Raw genomic sequence first — 22855 nt, 5'->3', positions numbered from 1 at the left:
ACGATAAGAGGATGAGAGATATGAGCATTGACCGCCACCACTGGGATACGCTGCGCGCACCGGAGTTTCTGGAAGGGAAGACGGCAAGCGACATCGCGATTGTACCGATTGGTTCGACGGAACAGCACGGACCACATCTACCCGTCATGGTCGACTCGCGACTAGTTGCTGAAGTTGCTGCACGCGCCGCGAGCATCACTACCGGCAATGCTCGCGTCCTGGTGACACCAGTGTTGTGGGTTTCCATGGCCGAACATCACATGGTGTTCCCAGGCACGCTGACACTCGATTTCGACACTTTCCGGAGCGTATTGCGATGCCTCGTTAAATCCCTTCAGGTGCAGGGTTTTCGGCGCATCTTGCTGCTCAACGGGCACGGCGGGAACATCGCTGCCTTGTCGATCATCGTCGACCAGCTAACGAAAGAACTGGGTGTACCTCTGATGACCGCAACGTATTGGAACGTATCAGCCTCGGAGTTCGGCAATATTCTTGAGGGACAGCGAAATCTTCTGCATGCCTGCGAGGCGGAAACATCAATGATCATGGCGTTGCACCCGGAGTTCGTAGACGTTGAAGCGGCGCTAACGGTCCATGCTCCCGTTGGCGGATTTGGCGAGGTAAGGGGAGCACACCGGAGCCGCACCATGGTCGAAATATCACCTTCTGGCGTGGTAGGCAGCCCGTCTCTTGCGAGCCCAGAAAAAGGCCAAGCGCTACTCGACGCCGCCGCAAGGGCGTTGGCGGAACGACTCAGTGACGATACCTGGTGGGGCAATTCTGAACCGGTAACGCGATGACTATCTGGGCGTTAGCGCGAGTAGTGACCTATACGGTCATTCACCGACCGCCCCAAGCAAGTCTCTAAGCTGCGCAACCAAGTTGTCAATCAGATTGGGACTGGCGCGCGTCGGATGGCTCGGCCCGGCGCCGTCAGTTTTCCGGCAGCCGCCTGTGCACCGTGTGTCGGGACAAACCCACGGGTCGTGTAATCCAGCCTGCGAACGGAGAGACGAGCATGGGATCCTCGCCAGAGACGGTGACCCATTTTCCGGAAGCAGAGGATTGCGCTGACAGACGAACCGTCAACTCGTCAAAATTTCAGCCATACGTTCACCGATAATCACGCAAGGCGCCATCGTATTTCCCGTCGTGACACGCGGCATGATCGACCCGTCCGCAACGTACAGGCTCTTCAACCCATGTACCGCAAGGTTGGAATCGACCACCGACATTTTGTCTGTTCCCATTCGGCAGGTACCCGTTGAATGGCCGTAAGATTCTGCCGCATTACGAAGAAGCGTGGCAACTTTAGCTTTGCTGACTGCTCCCGGAGAAACCTCTCGTTTAACGAGATCTCGCATCTCCGCCGAGTTTCCTATTTCACGGCATAGCTCCACGCCGCGTGTCAACGCCTCAACGTCGTCCGGATGCTGCAAAAAGTTCGGTTGAACCAGAGGCGATGCATTTGGATCTGACGAACGGAGTTGCACGGTGCCTCGGCTCTTCGGTCTGACGAGTCCTGGAGCAATCACGAAACCATTCTCCGGCATCCTGTAGAGTTTGTGCATTCTTTCACCGGCGACAGGGATTTCAAGGAGAAACGGCTGAAGATCCGGCTCAGCCAGTTCTCGCCGGCTCTTCCAGAAGAATGTCCACTCGGCTGCGTTGTTGCGTGGCGCGAGCGGCGTCTTATATTCCCAAATGCAACCCTCCACGATCGGATGATCCTGGTAGTTTTCACCAACGCCGGGCAAATGGTGATGCGAGCTGATTTCAAATTTCTTCAGGGCGTTCTGATCACCAATACCAGATAGCATCAGAACCTTCGCCGTATTGATGGCCCCCATAGAAAGCACTACCTTCCCGGCTTGAATTCTGTGCAATTGATCGCGCCATTTGAATTCAACACCGTCGGCATCATCACCCCGAAGAAGAACCTTACTTACAAACGCCCCACTCAAAACCGTCAGATTTGGTCGTGTCAGCATTGGCCTCAGGTATGCACTGAACATGTTGTGACGACGCCCTTCCTTGATGATCACGTTGGGCATTGCACTTCCGCCCTCGCCTTCCATCATCTCGCCGTTCATGTCGTCAAATGCAGGAATGCCAATGCGAGCCGCCGCCTTCTGAGCCATCGTCGCGACAGGACTAGGGTCCTTCAATTGCTGGATCCACACAGCCCCCCCCGTGCCTCTCCGCGCCGGATCTGGCGTACCTTGCCAGTTCTCGATTCTCTTATAGATCGACAGAACATGATCATATCCCCAGTTACGATCCCCACTCTCCTTGGCCCAAAACTCGAAGTCGTTCTTGTGACCACGGGCCCACACCATTGCGTTGATGCTACTACCGCCTCCCAGGGCGCGCCCCATAGGCACAACAACCGAACGCTGATTCAGCGCTTCCGTTGGCTCCGATCTATAATCCAAATCAGTAGGACTACCAATATTTTTGAACCAAATTCGAGGATCAACGAGCCCTGGAGCCTCGTCGCTCCCACCGGCTTCCAGGAGCAACACTTTTACTCTCGGATCCGCAGCGAGCCTGGATGCGACAACGCAGCCACTCGATCCAGCCCCGCAGACGATGTAGTCATAGCGACTCTCCAGCGACCTGGCCCGCTCCAGTTGATTTGAGAATGCTGCGCTCGATTCGGCAGCTATGACTGTGGCGCTTGCAGCTGACATGCCGGCGGATACGCAGAGTCGAATGAACGTCCGCCTGTCAATTCGCCCCAGAAGCAGCGCCATGTCTAGCGCGGCCAGACGATTTGGCTTATCGGAAGAGGCGTCTTTTTCTTTAATCATGCTGCACCATATTAATTTTTAGAATTGAGAAATGACATCGAATATCGCCATCGTGACGGGCGCCGTCCTACCGTTTTGGTACGAACCAAGCCGCATCAGTAGACGTTTGTACGGTGATCGATTTGAGTTGGCTGTATGCGTTGAGAGTGTCCCGGCAAAACTCGCGCCCCAGCCCGCTGTCGTTATATCCACCGTACGGTGATCCTTCAACGAGATTGAAGAACCGATTAATCCAGATTGACCCTGCGTTCAGCCGATCAGCCGCATTCAGCGCATTGCGCAGCCCTGATGAGTAAATGCCCGCAGCGAGTCCGTAGCGGCTGTCATTTGCTTCCGCCAGCATCGATTCGTAGTTATTCCATTTGATAACCGAAAGCACTGGGCCGAAGATTTCCTCCTGGGCTACGCGCATATCGTTCTTCACCTCAAGAATAGTCGGCTCTATGAAATATCCATACTCGTTACCGGAAACGGTAACCCGACGTCCGCCACAGACGAGTCTTGCACCTTCATCGCGCCCGATTTCCAGATAGTTCAGTACACGTTTCCCTTGCTCCGGCGTCACAAGACAGCTAACAATCGTACTCTCCGCCAGCGGGTCACCGACCTTCGCACGGCCAAACGACGCAACGAGTTTTTCAAGAAAAACGTCGTAGATATCCGAATGTAGGAAAAGTCTGGTACCTGCGAAGCACGCCTGCCCGTTCGCAAATATCGAACCAAAAGTAACGTTGTCGACGACCTCGTCAATGCTTTCGATATCCGGAAAAACGATATTTGGGCTCTTGCCACCCAATTCCAATGTGGCCGGAATGAGCCTCTCAGCAGCCGCTCCGCCAACAATCCTTCCCGTCTCAGTGCTGCCTGTGAACGCGAGCTTCCTGACTTTCGGATGCGCGGTTAGTGCGGCACCGGCTTCAGCGCCAAGACCTGGCACAATGTTCACGACACCGGGCGGGAATACCGCCGCGATGTGGCGAGCCAATTCCAATGTTGACAGCGATGCGTTCTCGTCTGGTTTGAGTACAACCGTATTTCCGGCCGCCAAGGCGGGTGCCAGCTTCATCGCGACCATGATCGCCGGGGCATTCCACGGAATGATTTGCCCGCACACGCCTAGTGGCTCGCGCTTTGCTACGAGATGCCCCCCTTGAATGGGGCGACCAAAATCCTCGTGAGCCAAGATAACCGAGGCAAAGTAACGGAAGTGTCGTACGGCGATTACCTGATCGATGCGTGTCTCGAAGAGCCGGCGACCGATATCCCGTGCATCGATCTGTGCAAGTCGCTCCGCGTCGGCCTCAATCAGATCAGCAAACCGGTGAAGCATTCTTGCCCTGTCTTCGAATCCGAGAGCCTTCCATGCGGGGAAGGCCGCCTCAGCGGCACAGACGGCCGCATCAATCTCCTTTTGCCCGCAACGAGCAATCTCGGCAAGATGCTGGCCAGTGGCCGCATTGATCGCCGGAAAGCTCGGACCCGAGAGCAGTTGCAGCTCGTTATTAATGAACGCGCCGTAGCTCTTCTGCAATTGAAGATCCATAATCATTCCAGTTTAGGTTTGAGCACTAATTTTTTTAACGACAACTACGATTCAAACGACCCTATCCGGTCAGATGCCGAATCGAGCAAGTGGCCGCTCTTCTTCTTTGCTCTTCCGGCGCGTCTCCGTTGACAGCACTGCAGCTTCAGGGCCGATCAGCGACCGAAGACGCAACTGCTCGAAGCGCTCGAAGTCTGCCTGCCTTTTCGAGAGCAGGGTCCCAACCACCGATGCCACAAATCCAGACGGCACTGCAAAAATAGCCGGGTCCATCAACGAAATGGGCGAAGGATTTGAGCCGTGCCACAGCAAAGGCCCAAACGCGACCCCGACAACGGACGCAACCAGACCGACGAGAATTCCGGACACTGCGCCTGTCGGAGTGAACCGTCGCCAGAAGAGCGCCAGGGTCAGGGCGGGAAAATTGGCGCTGGCAGCGACTCCGATTGCCAATGTTGACAGCGCGAGAATCGGTGGTGTCTTGCCGGCTGCTGAGATGGCGATAGTTACTACAGCCATAATTGCGGCAATCATGAACGACACATAGCGTCCTCTCTTGATGCCAGAGGAACCCTCCGCAGCATTGTCAACTCGCCCGCGCGAAGGCCAAAGATCGCAAACCACGGCACTCGAAGCATTTACCAGGAGGCCCGACATCACAGCGAGAATGGTCGCGAAGGCTACCGCAGCAACTAGCCCCAACATTAGTTGTCCGCCTATCGTCTCCTTGCCTCCGCCCAGAACGCTGGCAAGCATCGGCGTTACAACGTTGAGATTCCCCCCTTTTGCAATCGACGCGAGTTCTGGGCCAAGATATGAGCGTGCCGACAAACCAACAATGATGACCCCCAGAACCGAAAGTCCAAGCACGATTACCGTCATGGAGGCCGACTTTCTCGCAGAGATCGCGTCAGGCACGGTGAATATCCTCATCATCACGTGCGGCAGACCAATTAAGCCGAACATTAGAGCCATACCAATTGAAGCGAAATTCCAGCCGTTCTTGAAGAAGTTTCCTGGTACTGCTGGATCGAGGTGTCCCAAAGGAGCCGTTACTTGATCTATCCAGACATCGATGCCACCCATGGCAGGTATACGCACTAGCGCTAGCAATACGAGCGAAGCGAGCACGGCAAGGAGCAACGACGCCTTTACCACCTGAACCCAAGTTGCGGCCAACATGCCCCCAAGTACTACATAGGTGACGACGATCGCGCATGTCAGCACTACAGCTGCTGGAAAGCCGATGCCAGCAAGGAGTTGAAAGAGTGACCCCGCAGCAATGAGCTGAGCCAGGAGATACAAACCTGTAATCACCAAGGTCGACAACGCCAAAACGACCCGGATCGATGGCGAGTTGAAACGACTGGTCAAGATGTCTGTCAGCGTAAAGTGCCCAAGGTTACGCATACGCTCTGCATAGAAGAGAAGGACCGGCACAAAGGCAATCGTCGGAATTATCAAAAATACTATGCAGTCGAACCCAAAAAAACATATCAAACCCGTGCCGCCAAGAAACGTAGAGGCAGAAAGAAAATCACCACTGATCGCGAGCGCATTACGCACTGGACCGACTGATCGACCTGCCGCCCAGAAGTCTTCTGCGGTGCGGGTACGTCTGCTGGCAAGATAAGTTAGCAAAAAAGTGGCGCCGAGCAACACGGCGAATATTCCAAGCGACCAGGTGTGCCCGTTCATTTCTGCACCCCATGATGGCCGCGAGAGATCAGTTCAATAGCATCCTTTCGCAAGGGATCCAGTACTGTTCGAGAATAGTGATTGAAAATTCCAGTAATGACCACACCTGCCATTAACATAACAGCCGCCAGTATCCAGCCCAAAGGGATCTTCCCGAAAATTTTGATAACCATTAGTTCTGGACTGAGCTCCGATGCGGCAAAAAATGCGAGTATCATCAAAGCAAATGAAAGACCAAGCGAGCCAGCGATCCAAGCTTGTCTTAAGGCCAACAGTTCAAGCACGACAAACGCATCACCAGATGATCTGGCAATTTTCAAATTATCACTCATTACACTGCACTCCTAATAAACAAAATATCAAATCAATCTATCGAAAGCCAACCACGGTCTCGAATCAATAAATCTGGAGTGGTCCCCGCGCGTCAATTCTCCAAATATCGACCAGTGTGTCATGATCGATCAGATGAAAGTAGTCGTGCAGACCCACCGTAGGGTCGCAGTGTGGAACTACAATATCGACATGGTCTCCGAGCTTTATATTTTCTATTTTTGGCCCGCTAATGCGGCCGTATTCGTCACCAAAAAATTCGTATCGCGTCGATGAGTCATCTCTTATTTGAGGCAACGGACCGTCCGTCGATAGGCTCTTGAATCCGGCGTTTATTGTCAGATGCTCCCGAGCATTGGCACTAATAACAGCGGATCGAACGAAAAGAGCCGGGCTGAATGGGTTCTCGTTCTTCTGCAAAAGTTTTACGTTTGAGTATTCAACATCCATGAAAACGTAGGAACCGAACTGGACCTCAGTCATCAATCCCATCGACAAGTCCAAGTCCATAGTGCCCGTCCCACCACCCGAGACGATTCTCGGCGCAGCCCGTTCAACTCGCAATATCTCGATTATTTCTCTCAGATTCTCTAGTTGAGCACGATACGCAGTTTCTCGACTGTCAAATTCCTCGATGTGTTGAACCATGCCTGAGTACGCCTGGATGCCGACGTACGTCATCCCGCGCGACTGCTGAGTTCTCTTTGCAAGAGTAACTACATCGCCGCCACGAGCGCCCGTTCGCCTCATGCCAATATCGACGTCGATTAGGACGTTCAGGTTAGCGCCGGAGTCATCGATAGCTCGCTCCCAGAGTTCCAGTTGAGATGCATGATCAACTACGATCCCTAACGTGATTTCACTTGCCAACGCCACCAATGCAGAGATCTTCTGCCGTTCCGTAACCGGCGTTGTCAGCAGAATGTTGTCGATTCCGAGACGACCGAGAGTAATTGCTTCGTTCGCCGTGGCACAACATATTCCTACTGCTCCAGCTGAGATCTGCTCGCGAGCTACTTGAGCCGATTTATGTGTCTTTGCGTGCGGCCTTAGCGCCACGCCGGCGGCGGCACATCGCTCGGCCATTGCATACAGGTTTCGGAAGAACGTATCTTTCTCAAGTACCAAGGCCGGACCCCACAGGTCCCCGGCGCGTCCGAATTTCCCGATAAGGGCATCGTTTGGCATCTTAGGCATTTTGAGCGGGTCTCCGATACCACGTTTAAAAGATGGGCCTCGTGAACTCTCGGGCCGGAAATGCGTTAATGAATATCATGACCAGTGGCCCGACTTACCCGTCCGGTCAGAACAGTTCCTGGTAAGACATCCAAGTTTTCCCCGTTTCGATGCACGGAATTTCCTGCGACAATAACCTCGTGTATGCCCGATGCAAGGCGGTACGGTTCTTCAAACGTGCTTTCGTCGACAATGACCGCAGGATCGAACAGCACCAGGTCTGCGATGAAGCCATCTTTAATTTCTCCTCGCTCCTGCAGCCCGAATCGTCGAGCCGGCAAACTCGTCATCTTGGCGATCGCCTCTTCAATGGACAGGATTCCGCTTCGAACGAAAGGTCCCAAAACGCGTGGGAACGTCCCGAACGTACGGGGATGCGTACCGTCAAGCGAAGGCATTCCATCCGACCCAACCATACAGAGGCAATGCTTAATCACCCGCCTCTGAGTTGCCATCGTCGACAGCGTCAGGACGATGCCTGCGAGACCCTCAGAGTCGCGCATGACTCTTGCGGCCGCCGCGGCCGGAACTATGCCCATTATTTCTGAGATATCCAGAATCGACTTGCCAATTAGCTCTGGTTCACAGTTTCTGTTTATAACAATCTGGTCGTATCCAATAGGCCGCACGAAACTGTCAATCTCCGGAGTCATCCGCGCTATCTCGGTATCGCTTGACAGTCTCCGTAGCATTTCCTCGGAACCACCAGAGACGACCCACTTCGGAAAGATCAAACCGAGTCTTGACATACCCTGTTCATATGGATACCTATCTAATGCAACATCAATTCCTCGAGAAATTGCCCGGTCAATCGCATCAAGCATGATTTCAGCGAGACCCTGGGCATCTCTTCCAGTTGGCGATAGATGCGATAATTGCAACCTCACGCCGGTAGCCTCCGCGATCGAAATCAGTTCATCCATGCTCGATATCAGCGTCGAAACATCGTAGCCTCGGAGGTGAACTGAGACTACGGCATCATGTTCCGCTGCAACTTGGCATAGGGATTGAATCTCAGCTTCTTCCGCGTAACTACTCGGGTGGTACATTAGTCCGAATGACAATCCGGATGCCCCCTGTTTCAGGCACCTCGCGAGTAGTACCTCCATCTCAGTGAGTTCTTCGGCAGTAGGCAAGCGCAAGGCCATTCCCATAACCGCTGAGCGCAGCATCATGTGCCCCACCTGACCGACGACGTTGGCTTGGCATCCAGCATCCAGCACCGCTGCTCGAAATGAGGCCCAATCCGGCCATCCGACGCCCTGCTCCACGTCAAGCTTCCTGGGGGCGATAAGACTCGTGAGGTCCGGCGTCAGATGAGCATTCCGGCTTGTAACCGGAAAGGCCGAAAACCCACAATTGCCAAAGATCTCCGTAGTTACCCCTTGAGATACTTTGTCGTTAAGTCTTGCACCCATGACCGCCACCAGGTCGTTATGGGAATGTATGTCTATAAAACCTGGCGCAACGGCAAGACCTTCGGCGGGAACGATTCGCTTCGCCTGAGGCATCGCAGCGTCGCGGAGGATTTGGATGCGGTCCCCGTCTATCGCCAAGTCGGATCGGTAGGGCGGACGACCCGTTCCATCGACGATCGTGCCTCCCAAGATGAGGCAATCTACCATGTCCGCACTCGGGACGTAGTAAGACGCTCGGCTCCGTTTTCCGTCACAAGAATCGGATCCTCGAAACAGCTGCAACCCATGTGCGTGGGAACAATCATAGGTTCAATGAAGAACGTCTGTCCTGCCTCAAGGGGCTTCGGATTGTTGGGTATGATCAACGGGTCCTCAACCAACGTCAGTCCAAAGCCGTGACCGGTACACCAGTCCCATTCGGAGAAGCCCCATTTGCTCACAACAGCTGACATCGCCTTGATAATTTCGCCGGGCATTACACCAGGACCAGTCGCCCGAATGCCAGCTTCTTCGGCCTCAGCGCAAGCCTCAAGAAGCCTGATCTGTTCAGACGTCGCTTTCCCAGCGACTGTACTGCGATTGTGATCCGAGATATAGCCACACATTTGACCATGAAGGTCGATCGAAACGAGGTCCCCGTCCTTGATAACCTTGCCCGGAAGCGCGAACACATTCTTCATGGCACTTCGGACGCCAGCGACACATTTCGGACCCAGCGGGTTCAGTTCACATCCATACGCCGCCATCTCTTTCTGAGCAGCGGCCGAGAGGTCGCACTCCGTAAACCCGGGCTTGGCGATGTCAAGCGCCGCCTCCATCCCGGCTGAGGTCGCCACGGCAAGCTTGCGAATGATCTGGATCTCGAGCGGAGACTTGATTCTGCGTAGTGAGAACAGGAGATCCGATACGTCAACCAGGTCAGCTTTTGGAAGTTTTTCGCGTAACGCTTTGTCGAACATCGCCGGGATACGGCGTCCGCCGACATAACCGATTCTTCCTTCGGCGCGATTTGCCTCCTGCAGACCATCGACGACGTAATCGATGATGCTCTTTTGTTTGAGAACGGTTCCAAATGCTTTTAGCGGTCTGAAATCGGGTACCCAGCAAGTCTGGATATTCGAGTGCATCGGTTCGCCGTGAAAAATGCTATTCGTGATAACGACCGGATCGTTCTTTGTGGAGACGATCGCGAAGCTGTCACCAAATGCACTCGACCACCCTGTCAGGTACCGCACGTTTGCGTCGTTGTTGGGACCACCGTAAATGATGGCGATATCGATGCCGGCTGAGTCCATGAGCGAACGAAGCTTTTCCAGTCTCGTTCGATACTCATAGACCGGAAATTCGAGCTCAAGGACCTTCTCACGCTCATCCCATGTGTAGGGCCAGCGCCCTTCAACGTCGGTTTCGAATGTTGACAACATCTGCCTTCTCCATTTGCTCAAGTATTAGTCCGATGGCAGTCCCGACTCTTGATGACGCTTCCTATCTGAATCGGTTTTGCCGTTGGAACGGTATGCACTGCTCTCACGCGCGTTGGCCCCGGGCTCATGGGCATTAGCGAGGTAGTTCGTTCAGAAGCTGCCCGCCATCGGTAGCACCAGATACGGAAGCAGATCGGCATATGTCATAACCGGCATGACGACGGTCTGAACCGGACCGCAGCATTCGGCGGTAGCACTTCCACTGTGGGAGGTGATCTCTTGCCGGCTTACGGAGCCCGCCCCCGTTTGGTCCCACTCAGTTCCAGCCACCCCATACCCGGGCGGACACGTACCTGCCTCGCGTTGCGAGCAGTTACCGCATCTACAGACACCTTTACCCATTGTTCGCCCCCTCTTGCATGTCGCGCTATCAGTCACGCCCGACTCTTAAAAGATCTCCGCAAAGATCTTATAAATACTCTGTACTGCCCCTTTCGTGCATTTGTAGGGGTATTACAATCTAGTTTTAGCCTCCAAATTCGTCTTGTCAAGTGCCTTTTGGAGTTGTTCACTTTGCAGGGGTGAGCCGTCACCACCGATCTGGAGGGAGCTCAACAGGCGGGGGCACCTGCGCAAAGCACGTAGAGGCGTACGACACCCTCACGTATGGATCAGCCTGCCGTGGGCCGCCATGCGAAGGAAATCACCGCCATCGCAACGGCGAACATGCCGGTGAATACGGGGTGTTGGATTGCTTGCGGGAAACTGGCTCGGCGGCGTCGGAGGTAGAGTCGCCCAAGAAATAGTTGATATCTATCGACTCCCAATCGGTGCCGATGAACCATGCGGCGAGGGGAAAGGTTCGATCGGCAGGGATGTCACTTTTGATACCATTGAGCTCTACTGTGCCGATAGGCTGGAGGCGGTCAGCGCCGAGACAGGTCGCTGCGATTTTTGCTGTCTTCTCGCAAGCGCAGGTAGTTCTACAACTTGGCAGTGGACAAAAACATCGGCGCCCCCGTCTCACGCGCCAGGAAGATCCGAATAAATTTTACGATCAGTAGTCCATAGTATATGAGGCGAAAAACACCATTCGTGCGTGGACTTCAGTCACTAAAGACTAGCCAGATACATTGGAGAAGTCGCGTTGCAGCGGAACTCCACTCACGAACTAGATATCCAAAACGCCCGATTTCGCAGGGACACGAGCCCGTTTGACGGCTGGCGCAGACAAACCATCGAGAGCCTGGACAGTCGTACGACTGAGGTTCGAACTATTGATAATCGTATCCATAACAATGGAATAACCGTTCTCAATGTGCTTGCGTGCAAGGCGTTCAGCCTTCACTCCATCACCCGACTCAAGTGCATCGATCATAAGACGGTGATCGTCTTGCATGATTTTCACGTCGGCGTTCCGCACCAGCCCGAAATAGTAGACTCGGTCGATGTCGCTCAGAATTTGTCCAACCAACGTAGCGACCTTCTCGTTGCCACACGCATTCATGATCAACATGTGAAGACGCCGGTTGGCCTCAATAACAAGTGCCTCCGCAGCCTTGTCACCTGCCTTTACTTCGCGTCCCGCATCGTCTGCAGCGCGCCGCAAGGCAGCGATATCCACTCGCCCAGCGGCGAGCCTGACCGCAGGGGGCTCGACCATCAAACGCAACTGAAAGCTGTTTTTGACATCGGACAGGGTGATCGGCGCGATCTCGAAACCTTTCCGGTGTATCGGTTTCACGAGCTTCAGTTGGATCAGCCTGTCCATAGCCAGCCGGATAGGGACACGCCCGAAGCCATAGTCCTGCTCCAACTGTGGCTCAGAGACGATATCGCCAGGCGCCAGTTCACATTGCTTGATTGCCCGTGAGAATACATCGAACGCCTGGTCGCTCTGTCTTTCCTGGGGAGCGCGCCCTGCATCCTTCGCCTGCACCATAATAACTAACCTTTTCGGGGAAACTTTCAATGCTTTCGAGCCGTGTCGCCACCGTTTCGATGCGCTCCCGCCAGTTCGCGCTATTACCGCGCCGGCGGAATCAAAGCAAATTGCACGGCTTCACTAGGGATATTACTGACAAACCATAATACCCCTAAAGTGAGAGGTAGTGCTGGCCTTCAAAAACAACGGGACAGCGTGCCAAAGTCGGGAGGTCGATTTCCTCAAGCCGGCCTGGCGATGCTGACCCGATGCATTTGCCTCGACGTGAGGCGACTATCTCGAACGCCGAGATGCGGCAGGGCGAAAATTCCCGGCCCCGAACCGGCCCCTGACCTGCACCACGCAGTGCCCCCCCTTCGTCAGTCCCCCCCGCTCAAATCTCTATATACGGTCACAGAGATCGACGTTTGGTCATGATTCGGCAACTCACTGCACAGTCCGGCAACTAACGGCGCCACCTCATTTGGCGTAGCGCCAACAGCCTCTAAGATTGCGCCAATTAACAGATCAAGTTCTCAAGGCTTGCTTAATCGTCAGCAGTTCCAGCTCAGACTACTCCCGAGCCAAGTAGACGTTATGCCCCTTGTCGAACTGAGTCGAGCAGCACCGGCACTGCGTGCATTCCGAAAACCGCTAATGGCACCTGTGAGCGGAAGGAGAAAGTATTCGTCGCAACGATCGTTCAAGATCGGCGTGGTCCGAATTATTGCAAGGCAATTCCGATGAGTTCGCATCACATCTCTTTGACCAGGAAGTAGACATTGTCATGACCGAGAATAACTGGGATTACATCATCGTCGGTGGAGGCTCTGCCGGTTGCGTCTTGGCAAACAGACTCAGTGCTGATTTACGAAATTCAGTTCTGCTTCTCGAAGCTGGGGGCCCTGACTCGTCACCGGTTGTCCGTGTCCCGGCTGGCGAAATGAAGGCAATCATGAGCCGGAAATATAACTGGACCTACATTGCTGAACCGGATCCGTCCCGAAACAACCGGGCCGATATGTGGCCTGCCGGTAAGGTCTTGGGAGGTGGCAGCTCGATCAACGGCATGATGTATGTACGGGGGAACAGGCGGGACTACGATCACTGGGCGGAACTTGGGAATAACGGGTGGGACTATGAGTCGGTGTTGCCCTACTTCCGCCGCGCAGAGACGAATGAAAACGGAGAAAACAAATTTCGAGGAGGGAGCGGGCCGCTTTCCGTGTCCAACAGCAGGGCACCCCATCTTCTCACCGATGTCTTCGTAAAGGCCGGCGTTGAAATCGGATTGCCCTACAACCCGGACCCCAACGGGGAAAGACAGGAAGGCATAGGTCGTATTCAAGCAACCCAAAAGGACGGCTGGCGGCACAGCACCTCTCAGGCCTACATCCGCCCAGTCCGCAGTCGGAAGAACCTTACGATTGTCACGGATGCGTACTGCGAGCGCGTCATCGTTGAAGCAGCGAGGGCGACCGGCGTCACATACACGCACCAGGCATACTCCAGAACGGCCTTTGCCCGCAAAGAGGTCATTGTGAGTGCCGGTGCAATTGCAAGCCCCAAGCTGTTGATGCTGTCCGGCATCGGTCCGGCCGCGGAGTTGCGGGACCACGACATTCAAGTCATGCATGATCTGCCGGGTGTTGGAAAAAATCTTCAGGAACATCCCGGGATCATGATGAGCCAGCATGTGAATGTCCGTACGCTCAATATGGAGGCGACCCCACTACGGACGATCTGGCACGGCTTGAACTTCGTGCTGCGTGGCCGAGGGCCAGGTACGGCTTCCATCGGCCACGCAGCGGCTTTCGTGCGAATTGATCCCGACTCTGACGGGCCAGAGGTGCAGATATCCTACGCACCTATCGTCTATGACTTCAACGACGGCGGGCTGACCTTGTACAACCGGCCGGCCATCTGCGCTGCGGTAAACGTTTGTCGGCCCGAGAGCCGTGGCAGCATCACACTCGCGTCGAAAGATCCCTACGCTCCACCGCGCATCCGACACGAACTGGTCGGCTCAGAGCGCGACATGCGCCTGCTGATAGAAGGTTGCCGGATCCTTCGCCGCGTGTTCAATGCAGACGCTTTCACGCCCTACCGGATTAACGAGAGGCTACCCGGCCCCGAGGTCCAAACCGAGGATGAGTGGCGTTCATTCATCAAGCGTGATGCATTCCTGATGTATCACCCGGCCGGTACGTGTCGGATGGGAGCCGATCCTTTAGCGGTGGTTGATTCCCGCCTACGTGTTCATGGCATTCACGGGTTGCGCGTTGTTGATGCATCCGTCATGCCGATGCTGCCAAGCGCAAACACCAACGCCCCCACGATCATGATCGCTGAGAAAGCGTCGGACTTGATTCTCGAAGATGGAGCCAACAAATGAATTCCGTTGTGACCAAAGCAGACTGGCAAGCAAGGGCTCAGACGCTTTGCATCCCCGACAAGCCGTTCATAAACGGAAGGTTCGTATCATCACGATCCGACTCGACTTTCTCTCCAATCAACCCTGCAACGGGAGAGGAGATATGCAAGATTGGAATCGGCTCATCGCTCGACGTTGACGAAGCGGTTACGTCCGCCAGGGACGCATATGAAGATGGCCGCTGGCGCAGCGCTCCGCCGCTTCGGAAGAAGCAGGTTCTGCTGCGCATCGCCGATCTAATCGAGCAACATGGCGACGAGCTTGCCCTGCTAGATGTGCTAGAGATGGGAAAGACGATCTCCAATGCAAGAGCCGAACTGGCGTTCTCCTCGGGTTTCTTCCGGTACTACGCCGAAGCAGTTGACAAGCTCTATGGCGACGTAGTGCCATCTGACCTGTCAACGCTCGGATATCACCTCTATGAGCCACGCGGCGTAGTCGGCGCTATCACCCCTTGGAACTTCCCGCTGATCATGGCGAGTCTCAAAGCAGCGCCAATCCTGGCAGCAGGAAATTCACTCGTACTAAAGCCGTCGGAAATCGCATCCACGTCCACGTTGAGGCTTGCCGAGATCGCTGTGGAGGCAGGACTCCCCCCCGGCGTATTCAACGTTGTGCCGGGTCTTGGCCGCACCGTGGGCGAGGCAATAGGTCGGCACATGGACGTAGACATGTTGAGCTTTACGGGCTCCACGCGCACAGGGCGGCAACTACTGCGTTATTCAGGAGAATCAAATGGGAAGGCACTCCTGCTCGAACTTGGAGGCAAATCGCCGCAGGTAGTCGGCGCCGACATGCGGCCCGACCTGGAGGCAATGGTCGCCCAGATTATTCACGAAGCTTTCTGGAATCAGGGACAGTGGTGTGTAGCGCGATCAAGATTGATCGTTGAGGAACCGTTCCACGATGAGCTGGTTGAAGCGATCGTGCGAGCCTCTGCGCGCCTAGTCCCCGGTGACACCCTCGATCCCGACACCACCTTTGGCGCCATCGCCACCTTAGGCCAAATGGCACGCGTAAGGTCATACATCGATGCCGCCTACGACGAAGGAGCACGACTCCTCTCTCCTGAAGGGAAGATTGATGGATGTTTCATGGCACCTATGGTCTTTGGTGACGTCTCTCCAACCATGAAGATCGCAAAGGAAGAGATATTTGGACCGGTTCTTTCTGTGCTCACGTTCAAGACTTTCGACGAAGCTCTTCGAATCGCAAATGACACGTCCTACGGCTTGGCTGCGACCGTCTGGACGAAGGATATGACTCGCGCACACGCGGCAGTCCGCGATCTAAGGGCCGGCAAACTTGCAGTTCGCAGCAGGCCTGGAGGCGGCGAACAAACTGGATTTGCGCTTTCGACCGAGCCGTGGGGATCGTCCGGGTTCGGTGTCGAAGGCGGCATGAACGGTCTCAGGAGCTACTGTCGCCTAAAGGGCGTCGAGTTTGTGTGCGGCTGAGTTCTCCCCGCGGAGGGCACAGACGCGTGAATACCGCAAGCATGCCGCATGAGCAACGCAGTCTAAACTATCGTGTCGCGTAATGATCGATGCGTGTGCTTTCGGTGTTCATGAGTTGGGGACGTGCCGAATAACTTTCGATAAGCGGCGGAGAAATTGCCAATATCGGCATAACCTGCGAGGTCCGCCACGCGGGTACTGTCACGTTGTTAAAGGTCGCGTGAGCGAAGACTGTAACGTTAGTAGTCCGTATTGATTAAGCAAAACGATTCAGCATTGGAGTGCCGGTCACTGGTTCCCATGCTTCGAAGGCCTTCGTGCGCACCTGCCGCTTCTCGTGTGCGTTCGCGTCGTAGCGACAGTGCATAAACAGATTTTCCACCTGATCGTGGACCGACGTGAATCGCTGCAGATGTCTTGCAGATTTGAAGCGGCGCATCACCTTCTCGCGCACTCGCGTTGGCTGATGCGAGTTTTCGGCCCGGTTGTTCAATCCTTTGTGCTGCCGGTGTTCCGAGTTCAGCCCAAATCCCTGTTCGCTGCGGCGTAGCTCTTGAGCTTGTCGCTGATTAGCACACACGGTGCGCGGCCGTGCTTTTTGAGTAATTTTCGCATGAGGCGCCTGGCCGCATGCCGATCGCGCCTGCTCTGCACCAGTACGTCAAGCACCGCACCGTGTTGGTCCACCGCTCGCCACAGCCAGTGCTTCTTGCCGTTGATGGTGACCACCACTTCGTCGAGGTGCCACTTGTCGCCTCGGGTCAGCGCGGTAGAGCGAATGCGCCGGACGATACTCAGGCCGAACTTCACCGACCAGCGTCGCACCGTCTCGTAAGTAAGATCAATGCCGCGAGCAGTCAGCAACTCCTCGACCATGCGCAGGCTCAGCTGAAAACGATAATACAGCCACACTGAGTAGCTGATTCCGTCGGGCGGGAAACGGTAGCCCGAATAGGAGATGACATCGTTGGCAGGTGCGTTGTGTTGCAGATCGGTTCGCTCCATACCCGCAATTGTCGCTGCATTTCCGGCAACATTCCAACAACGTGACAATACCCGACAGCGTTCGACTGCTCTCCGACGGCGATTGCACCCGTTCTACCCGGTAGCCCGTCCAGCAGCCCAGTGCCTGTAGTACTTTGCGATCCACCGATTTGGCCTCCAACAACCGTTTCTGGCGGCGTCAGATTACCAACTGCCTCGAAAACCTCCACGGTTTTCCACGATGAACCTTTTCAATGCCACTAGACCGTCTTGCCTTATGGGCGTCATTCTGCGCGGGGCTTGATCTCGCCGAAGCTAGCAGCTCAATGATTGCGCGGGTGCACACGCCTTGGACCAGCGTGTCCCAGTTCGGGGCACACCCCTCGAGAGCAATGGTTGCGGAGACTTACCGTCTCCGAATCACTATTGTTTATGAGCTTGCCAGACTCCGCGTCCATTTGGTTGACACGGTTGGGATCTAACCAAATTTTGGAAATAGGACTGCATCACGGAATACCTGAGAACCGCGTGGTATGCGGCCGCTTGGGCGCACGACTTGCCGGCAGACGCGCTGGTGCAACGAACGATTATCGAGACCGACCTAGTCCTGTTCCGAGATTCAATGGATGCACCGATCGCCACAAAGTGCATGCTGGGGCGAGAAGCAACCTCGCAAATTGCTTCGGCATCGGCGAAGTCCGTCTTGTTGCCCTTCACAAAGGGTCGGACAAATTGCGGCGCGATCAGGCGCACCTGGTGCGCTAATGCCCGCACGCACCCGCGCAGGCCTCCATGGCGATCGTGCTGGCCGGACAACCAGCCAGCAACACCAACAACTGAGCGCGCGTCACCTTCTTGCACCATGCCTCGTGACCGTGACGGTCCTGCGCATGCAGAAAGAAGCCGTGCTTGCCTAGGTCGATTCCGATCAACGTTGCGATGCCCGTGATGATCTCCCAGAAAGGAAACAGCCCGATCAGCGTGCGCTGATCGGGCTGCCTCGGTCAGGCTGACCATCTGATTAAAGCTGACACAAGTACAGGCGTTGCAAAGTAGAGGCGCACCATGCTTGAAGTGAAACTGGTCGACAGCTAGATCGTTGCCGATGACATTCGGGCTTTCGAATTTGCTCACCCGTCAGGTCTGCCCTTGCCGGACTTTTCGGCGGGCGGGCAAGACTACGCTCGACTGGCAGACTCAGCGACGGTGGGATGCACGCTGCGGCCACGCTGTGTCGGCACATCCTCGCCTATATTTTTTAGGAAAACTGTCAAAAGTTTCGTTATGTTGTCTACATTTTCGACTGAAGCCGATCTTCCACTATGTAAACCAATATAGTTCTCCCAGCGCCTGAGTATGAGCGCACTCATCAAGCTAGGAGACGTAATGAACGACACCCTCACCAAAGATCACACTGACATCCGAGCGGACAAGCGCGTCGTGCGCAAGGCAGGTTCGTACTTCGTCAGTCCGGATTCTATTCCATGGACATCCTTCCCGTTTCCAGATACACAATTCAAACTCCTCAGTGTGAACTTCGAACGCGGTTCGATGACCTTGATCCTGCGTGCAGGACCTAAAGCTCTCACGCCATTGCACAAGCACATCGGGGCCGCCGAGTTGTTTGTACTGAATGGCTGGTTCTCCTACGAGGAGGGCAAGGGCACCAAGGGCGATTTTGTCTACGAAGCGGGAGGAGTGATCCACATCGCCGAAGCGGGCAATGGGGTGGAAGCGCTCATTGTTTTCCAGGGACCCATTGTCGGGCTGGACGACAATCACGGCGTGACCGGAATCATTGACGCAGAGCTGGTATACGCCTTGGCAAAGGCAAACAATGCGACAGCCCACATCGACAATTCGCTAGCTGCAATGGCGGACTCGATCTAAGCACTGCCTTCTGCTCATGCTGCGCCGACCGAGTATTGTCACCACCCTCCCCGTGCCGGACAGCGTAACGGCGCGACGTCATTCAATGACGAGTCGCACACAAATCGCCTAACCCACGAAGCTAGGCGAACAATCCGATTTGACCAGTCGGATTGTGAGCGACAAGGGCAGCGTGCAATGCGCTGCGGGAGTGTCGCCGCGCATGACAGATAGTTCATGCCGGCGACGTGACTCAGTACTGTCGAAATTTGAACGGGCGTTTTACGTTCTGAGTGGTCCAACTTGCTATTCCAGCAGCACGACGCCCGTCCGAGCATCGGTCAACACGATGTTGTCGCTTCTGCCTCGAAACGAAGGGTCGTGCATTTAAGCATGGCCGAGACTGGCTGCCTCGGCCTTTACTAGTGCAGTTATTTACAGATCAAGTCAAATGGAAATCATTTCTGATAGTCTTAGTCAAACGCGTGATATCAATGTCGCAATGGTAATGTTCCCTGGATTCACGCTATTGGATCTGGTTGGCCCGCAAACGACGCTTAGTTTCCATACCAAAGTACATTTAGTCGCCGAAACGATGGACCCAGTAGCGAGTGACAGTGGCGCGCAGTTGCTGCCAACCTGCACTTTCGCAACGTGCCCTACTGATGTCGATGTTCTGTTCGTCCCTGGCGGCTTCGGTACGGCGGACGCTATGGAACACGACGCGACCATCTCGTTCTTGCGAGATAGGGGTGCGACGGCACGATTTGTGGCGTCGGTCTGCACCGGTTCGTTAATTCAGGCAGCAGCAGGGTTGCTTGACGGATATGAAGCCACGACTTACTGGGCGCACCTCGACATCCTGGGGATTCTTGGCGCAAAGCCCGTACATCAACGAGTGGTGATCGACCGTAACCGGATATCGGGTGGCGGAGTCACCGCTGGCATCGACTTCGGCCTCTCTCTGCTTGCCGCGCTGCGAGGCGAGGAAACAGCGCAAATGATGCAGCTTTTAATGGAATACGATCCTGCCCCCCCGTTCAATTGCGGAACACCCGCGAGCGCCGGATCGGCGCTGACAGTCTTGGCAACGGCAGCTTTGGGCGATGGCATTGAGAAACCGCGGGCGGCGGCACGCAGAATCCGCGAGAAGGAATCTATCCGTTAGAAACCTCAGAACGCGCCGACGCCGTTGCAGCAATGAAAGAGCGGCCGTTCGGTCCCTGGAAGACTCGGGTTGGCGTCACCAGACGCCTTGTGAAGATATGGGGACGATGAAGATTAATCGGATCGTTCCGTCGGGGCTCACTGTCCGCTGCTCATCTCTCGCCCCCTGAACGGACATGCCATGAGCGTCAGCGAATACACCTCCCGCTCGCTTGAAGAATCCACTGAGATCCTCTCGCGAGAGTGGTCGCGTCATAGTATCTCGATACCGAGAAATGAACAGATCGACCTGCAATTCTGTCACCGGTCAATCGGCTCGAGTATGTCTCTAAGCTGCCTTTCCTATGGGGCAAACGTCGCGATCACGCCTTGTGATCGCGCCGATGTACTGCTCGTCGAAATGCCACTGAGTGGGCAAGCTCGAGTCCGCTACAAGAGTGGCGAAGTCGAGGTGAATCCTGGCAGGATCGGTATCATCGACGTGAAGCGGGTCATTGGCTTTGAGGCGGAGAAGGATTTTGAAGCGGTCGTGCTCAGGGTCGGCAAGGCCCATGTACGCTGTTGCATCGAAAAATTGCTCGGCACCGCATTGCACGGCGAATTGACATTTGCACTCGAAATCGTAGAGGGCACGCAAACGTGGGAATCGTGGACCCCAATGTCAGGCTTGCTGAGAGGTATGGCCGCAGCTCGCCGAGCGAATTGGCCACCGCTGATGCTGAAGTTCTACGAAGATGCAATCATGGCCGCTCTAATCTTCGGCCAACCACACAGTTTTTCCGAGAGAATCCGTCAACCGGCCTCGCTGCTTCGGCTCAGCGGGAAGTCCGACCAATTCTAGGCGCGCATATAGCGCGGCAGGCGACTATGCGAACGGCCCCCTCAATCTCGAGGTTTTCACTACAAGCGTTGGAGGCAATTCAATAACTCCAGGACTAGACGCTGGACTGGCGAATTTCCTTGGTCGTTCGCTTGTTGTGGATCGATCACTAGTCATCGCGTTGCGGAAGACAGATATATATGGCGTAGGTGGGTCGCTTGACATCGGAAACTTCACGATCAGAAGTAATGCGACCAAGGTCTTCTTCACCGATTCAGAGGGAAAAAACAAATCGTCCATAAGCAACATCGAAGCGTCGGTCTTATTCAAAGTTCATCCTGATTTGTTCGTCAATACTGGCTTTGTCCATAGCTACACTACCGGCGCCAACTGGAACACCTATGATCTCTCGGTAGATTACCCTCGGCGGGCGTCGGGTTGTGGGGACTCGCGGCAAATCAGGCTCGTTGCCCGTCGCGGCTTCATCAAGTCCGAGCGGCAACCGCGTTCGCTTCAAGATCGACTGACGACCACTGGCTGCCCTACCGCAAGGGATGGCAAGCCGGCAAGGTCGGCTTGCCGCGGCTCGTGGGCACCCGACGGCATCCTGATGGAGCTGCATCTGCCCGCCCACCGCCGGTAGCAACAACTTTAGTTGAAATCTAGACACAACTTAGTTGTGTAAGCGTCATCCGGTTCCTATAAGGGCCAATGTCCGCAAACGAAGGGTATGATAGCTCTGACTATCCGGGCCTTCATTTGCAGTCGGCCGCATCAATAGGCCACACCCAATTCGCCTCCGTTGCACAGCTTCTGCAGTCCCGGTTGTGCAGCGGCTGCATTCATTTCGGCCGAGTGTGAACGGCTGTGAGAAGCCGACACTAAACGGCGGCGTCGATCAGAGATGCGGAATGGTCACGCTCTGCTGAGCGGTTTGGGAATGGTTTGCGCGAAGAGCGGGGGCGCTACCGGGTGCGTCGGAAGGAGACCGTAGGGCGAGTGCAGACGCACCCGACGCGGCTCGTTTCAGGAAGTAGTGACGCTCAGGTCGAGATGCGGTAGAAGAAGGCTTACCGCCGAAGAAACAGGCCCGACACCGGCTCAAACCGCCAAGTTCACTCCGATGTCGAGCCCTACACGCGCATGGGGCACGGGTGCCGGTCCAGTATGGCACGGCCCATCAGTCCCGTCGATAGCGTTTCGGCATTGACGGGGATTGCCGATGCCGGCCACCGGCCGCCTTTTTGTGTGCGCCCGCTGCCGGGCGCAGGTCATCGTTTGCCGCCGTTGCGACCGCGGTCAGATCTACTGCGACGACGACTGCTCTGAGGTCGCGCGTCAAGCCAGCATGCGCGAAGCTGGCCAGCGCTATCAGCGCAGTCGTCACGGCCGCTTTGCGCACGCCGAACGGATGCGCCGCTATCGCAGCCGCCAGAATAAAGTGACGCATCACGGTTCCGCTGTGCCTGCCACCGATGCTCTACTGGCACCGACTTCGACGACGTCGGCGGCAAGAGCAGCGGTCCCCGCCACCGCCCCATCTGCGCCTGAGCATTGTCATTTCTGTCACTGCGTCTGTCCGGCCTTCGTGCGCATCGGGCCACTACGCCGTCGGGTCTTCCGTGATGTTCGTACTGCTACTTACTGCACAGGAAATGACCCATGACCATCGAAGTTGAACTGGAGGCGCAGATCCTGCGCTACTACCACGTCGAGAAGTGGCGCTGCGGCACCATCG

The 22855-nt window shown here is 55.4% G+C and carries 15 protein-coding genes and 2 pseudogenes; 6 read left to right on the top strand and 11 right to left on the bottom strand.

Going from position 1 to position 22855, the window contains the following annotated elements:
• Positions 1-20: 20 nt before the first annotated feature.
• On the top strand, positions 21-800 hold the full coding sequence (locus tag M0D67_RS25260; RefSeq protein WP_266240213.1) for a creatininase family protein: 780 nt from the start codon (positions 21-23) through the stop codon (positions 798-800).
• Between the two features lie 285 nt (positions 801-1085).
• Here the strand turns inward: M0D67_RS25260 and M0D67_RS25255 are convergent, their stop codons facing one another.
• The 8 genes from M0D67_RS25255 to M0D67_RS25220 all read right to left on the bottom strand — a co-directional run bounded on the left by M0D67_RS25255 (position 1086) and on the right by M0D67_RS25220 (position 12404).
• The gene (locus tag M0D67_RS25255) at positions 1086-2813 is read right to left on the bottom strand and encodes a GMC family oxidoreductase (protein ID WP_266240211.1); all 1728 of its coding nucleotides are present in this window, start codon (positions 2811-2813) and stop codon (positions 1086-1088) included.
• A 67-nt stretch (positions 2814-2880) separates the two neighbouring features.
• Entirely contained in the window at positions 2881-4356 is a 1476-nt protein-coding gene (locus tag M0D67_RS25250) for an aldehyde dehydrogenase (RefSeq protein WP_266240209.1), read from the bottom strand.
• 69 nt (positions 4357-4425) lie between these two features.
• Positions 4426-6054, bottom strand: a complete 1629-nt coding sequence (locus M0D67_RS25245; protein ID WP_266240206.1) for a cation acetate symporter — start codon at positions 6052-6054, stop codon at positions 4426-4428.
• Positions 6051-6386 carry a DUF485 domain-containing protein gene (locus M0D67_RS25240; protein WP_266240204.1) on the bottom strand — a complete coding sequence of 112 codons (336 nt, stop codon included), beginning with the start codon at positions 6384-6386 and terminating at the stop codon, positions 6051-6053. The genes M0D67_RS25245 and M0D67_RS25240 overlap by 4 nt, the downstream gene beginning before the upstream one ends.
• A 64-nt stretch (positions 6387-6450) precedes the next feature.
• Entirely contained in the window at positions 6451-7581 is a 1131-nt protein-coding gene (locus M0D67_RS25235) for a DSD1 family PLP-dependent enzyme (RefSeq protein WP_266240202.1), read from the bottom strand.
• Between the two features lie 65 nt (positions 7582-7646).
• Positions 7647-9131 carry an amidohydrolase family protein gene (locus M0D67_RS25230; protein WP_266240200.1) on the bottom strand — a complete coding sequence of 495 codons (1485 nt, stop codon included), beginning with the start codon at positions 9129-9131 and terminating at the stop codon, positions 7647-7649.
• Between the two features lie 107 nt (positions 9132-9238).
• The gene (locus M0D67_RS25225; RefSeq protein WP_266240198.1) at positions 9239-10462 is read right to left on the bottom strand and encodes a Xaa-Pro peptidase family protein; all 1224 of its coding nucleotides are present in this window, start codon (positions 10460-10462) and stop codon (positions 9239-9241) included.
• Between the two features lie 1171 nt (positions 10463-11633).
• Positions 11634-12404, bottom strand: coding sequence for a GntR family transcriptional regulator (locus M0D67_RS25220; protein ID WP_266240196.1), 771 nt, complete (start codon positions 12402-12404; stop codon positions 11634-11636).
• Positions 12405-13173: 769 nt separating this feature from the next.
• Here M0D67_RS25220 and M0D67_RS25215 point away from each other — a divergent pair.
• On the top strand, positions 13174-14781 hold the full coding sequence (locus M0D67_RS25215; RefSeq protein ID WP_266240194.1) for a GMC family oxidoreductase: 1608 nt from the start codon (positions 13174-13176) through the stop codon (positions 14779-14781).
• A complete protein-coding gene (locus M0D67_RS25210) occupies positions 14778-16277 on the top strand; it encodes an aldehyde dehydrogenase family protein (RefSeq protein WP_266240192.1) in 1500 nt (499 codons plus the stop codon). The genes M0D67_RS25215 and M0D67_RS25210 overlap by 4 nt, the downstream gene beginning before the upstream one ends.
• 256 nt (positions 16278-16533) lie before the next feature.
• Here the strand turns inward: M0D67_RS25210 and M0D67_RS25205 are convergent.
• Both M0D67_RS25205 and M0D67_RS25200 read right to left on the bottom strand, forming a co-directional pair.
• Positions 16534-17282: pseudogene (locus M0D67_RS25205) on the bottom strand (IS6 family transposase).
• A 618-nt stretch (positions 17283-17900) separates the two neighbouring features.
• Positions 17901-18211: pseudogene (locus M0D67_RS25200) on the bottom strand (IS110 family transposase); the annotation flags it as partial.
• Positions 18212-18647: 436 nt separating this feature from the next.
• Here M0D67_RS25200 and M0D67_RS25195 point away from each other — a divergent pair.
• The 3 genes from M0D67_RS25195 to M0D67_RS25185 all read left to right on the top strand — a co-directional run bounded on the left by M0D67_RS25195 (position 18648) and on the right by M0D67_RS25185 (position 21138).
• Positions 18648-19151 (top strand): cupin domain-containing protein, encoded by a 504-nt coding sequence (locus M0D67_RS25195; RefSeq protein ID WP_266240190.1) that lies wholly within the window; start codon positions 18648-18650, stop codon positions 19149-19151.
• Between the two features lie 430 nt (positions 19152-19581).
• On the top strand, positions 19582-20298 hold the full coding sequence (locus M0D67_RS25190; RefSeq protein WP_266240188.1) for a DJ-1/PfpI family protein: 717 nt from the start codon (positions 19582-19584) through the stop codon (positions 20296-20298).
• 180 nt (positions 20299-20478) lie between these two features.
• Entirely contained in the window at positions 20479-21138 is a 660-nt protein-coding gene (locus M0D67_RS25185) for a hypothetical protein (RefSeq protein ID WP_266240186.1), read from the top strand.
• Between the two features lie 1159 nt (positions 21139-22297).
• Here M0D67_RS25185 and M0D67_RS25180 read toward each other — a convergent pair.
• On the bottom strand, positions 22298-22567 hold the full coding sequence (locus tag M0D67_RS25180) for a hypothetical protein (protein ID WP_266240184.1): 270 nt from the start codon (positions 22565-22567) through the stop codon (positions 22298-22300).
• Between the last annotated feature and the right edge of the window lie 288 nt (positions 22568-22855).

Origin of the sequence: Paraburkholderia sp. SECH4 (assembly GCF_030511745.1) — a bacterium.
Lineage (GTDB): Bacteria > Pseudomonadota > Gammaproteobacteria > Burkholderiales > Burkholderiaceae > Paraburkholderia > Paraburkholderia madseniana.
The sequence above is the reverse complement of the archived record's forward strand: the minus strand, read 5'-3'. Positions and strand labels throughout refer to the sequence as shown.

What these genes read in the sequence shown, in the direction of transcription:
- M0D67_RS25195 (WP_266240190.1), top strand. Translation starts at nt 18,648, where the DNA reads ATGAACGACACCCTCACCAAAGATCACACTGACATCCGAGCGGACAAG.
- M0D67_RS25245 (WP_266240206.1), bottom strand. Translation starts at nt 6,054, where the DNA reads ATGAACGGGCACACCTGGTCGCTTGGAATATTCGCCGTGTTGCTCGGC.
- M0D67_RS25260 (WP_266240213.1), top strand. Translation starts at nt 21, where the DNA reads ATGAGCATTGACCGCCACCACTGGGATACGCTGCGCGCACCGGAGTTT.
- M0D67_RS25235 (WP_266240202.1), bottom strand. Translation starts at nt 7,581, where the DNA reads ATGCCTAAGATGCCAAACGATGCCCTTATCGGGAAATTCGGACGCGCC.
- M0D67_RS25230 (WP_266240200.1), bottom strand. Translation starts at nt 9,131, where the DNA reads ATGCCTCAGGCGAAGCGAATCGTTCCCGCCGAAGGTCTTGCCGTTGCG.
- M0D67_RS25255 (WP_266240211.1), bottom strand. Translation starts at nt 2,813, where the DNA reads ATGATTAAAGAAAAAGACGCCTCTTCCGATAAGCCAAATCGTCTGGCC.
- M0D67_RS25240 (WP_266240204.1), bottom strand. Translation starts at nt 6,386, where the DNA reads ATGAGTGATAATTTGAAAATTGCCAGATCATCTGGTGATGCGTTTGTC.
- M0D67_RS25250 (WP_266240209.1), bottom strand. Translation starts at nt 4,356, where the DNA reads ATGGATCTTCAATTGCAGAAGAGCTACGGCGCGTTCATTAATAACGAG.
- M0D67_RS25220 (WP_266240196.1), bottom strand. Translation starts at nt 12,404, where the DNA reads ATGGTGCAGGCGAAGGATGCAGGGCGCGCTCCCCAGGAAAGACAGAGC.
- M0D67_RS25210 (WP_266240192.1), top strand. Translation starts at nt 14,778, where the DNA reads ATGAATTCCGTTGTGACCAAAGCAGACTGGCAAGCAAGGGCTCAGACG.
- M0D67_RS25215 (WP_266240194.1), top strand. Translation starts at nt 13,174, where the DNA reads ATGACCGAGAATAACTGGGATTACATCATCGTCGGTGGAGGCTCTGCC.
- M0D67_RS25225 (WP_266240198.1), bottom strand. Translation starts at nt 10,462, where the DNA reads ATGTTGTCAACATTCGAAACCGACGTTGAAGGGCGCTGGCCCTACACA.
- M0D67_RS25180 (WP_266240184.1), bottom strand. Translation starts at nt 22,567, where the DNA reads ATGCGTCACTTTATTCTGGCGGCTGCGATAGCGGCGCATCCGTTCGGC.
- M0D67_RS25190 (WP_266240188.1), top strand. Translation starts at nt 19,582, where the DNA reads ATGGAAATCATTTCTGATAGTCTTAGTCAAACGCGTGATATCAATGTC.
- M0D67_RS25185 (WP_266240186.1), top strand. Translation starts at nt 20,479, where the DNA reads ATGAGCGTCAGCGAATACACCTCCCGCTCGCTTGAAGAATCCACTGAG.